This window comes from Jeotgalibacillus sp. ET6 (assembly GCF_029667115.1).
GTDB lineage: Bacteria > Bacillota > Bacilli > Bacillales > Jeotgalibacillaceae > Jeotgalibacillus.
The window spans coordinates 1-267 of sequence record NZ_JARUIU010000108.1 but is presented as its reverse complement, the minus strand read 5'-3'; the positions used below and the strand labels follow the sequence as shown (position 1 = coordinate 267).

The 267-nt window shown below is 47.2% G+C and carries 1 protein-coding gene; it reads left to right on the top strand.

The window, feature by feature from the left end:
- The first annotated feature begins 108 nt into the window (after positions 1-108).
- Positions 109-231, top strand: a complete 123-nt coding sequence (locus P6709_RS19980) for a hypothetical protein (RefSeq protein ID WP_278242646.1) — start codon at positions 109-111, stop codon at positions 229-231.
- Positions 232-267: the final 36 nt, after the last annotated feature.

Here is a 267-nt window from a genome sequence, read left to right as displayed (position 1 = left end):
CGTGTAGATTGGCTGACGCCTGATGGTCTCGGAACATGGGGAGACGGAAGGTCAACGAAGTGCAATGCGGCTGGGCAGCGAATCATAGCTTAGAAGGTGCAAAGGAAATTGCCCATTCAGCAGTTTCAGCCATTTCAAGATGCTGAAAATCCGTTTTTTCTGTGTGAAGGCGCCACGGTAACAAAGGATTTTGGTGATCTGGGTGTCGTTTACGGAGCAAATTGGCATTAATCCTATAAGATCCCTCCGTACATATTGGAGTTTTCT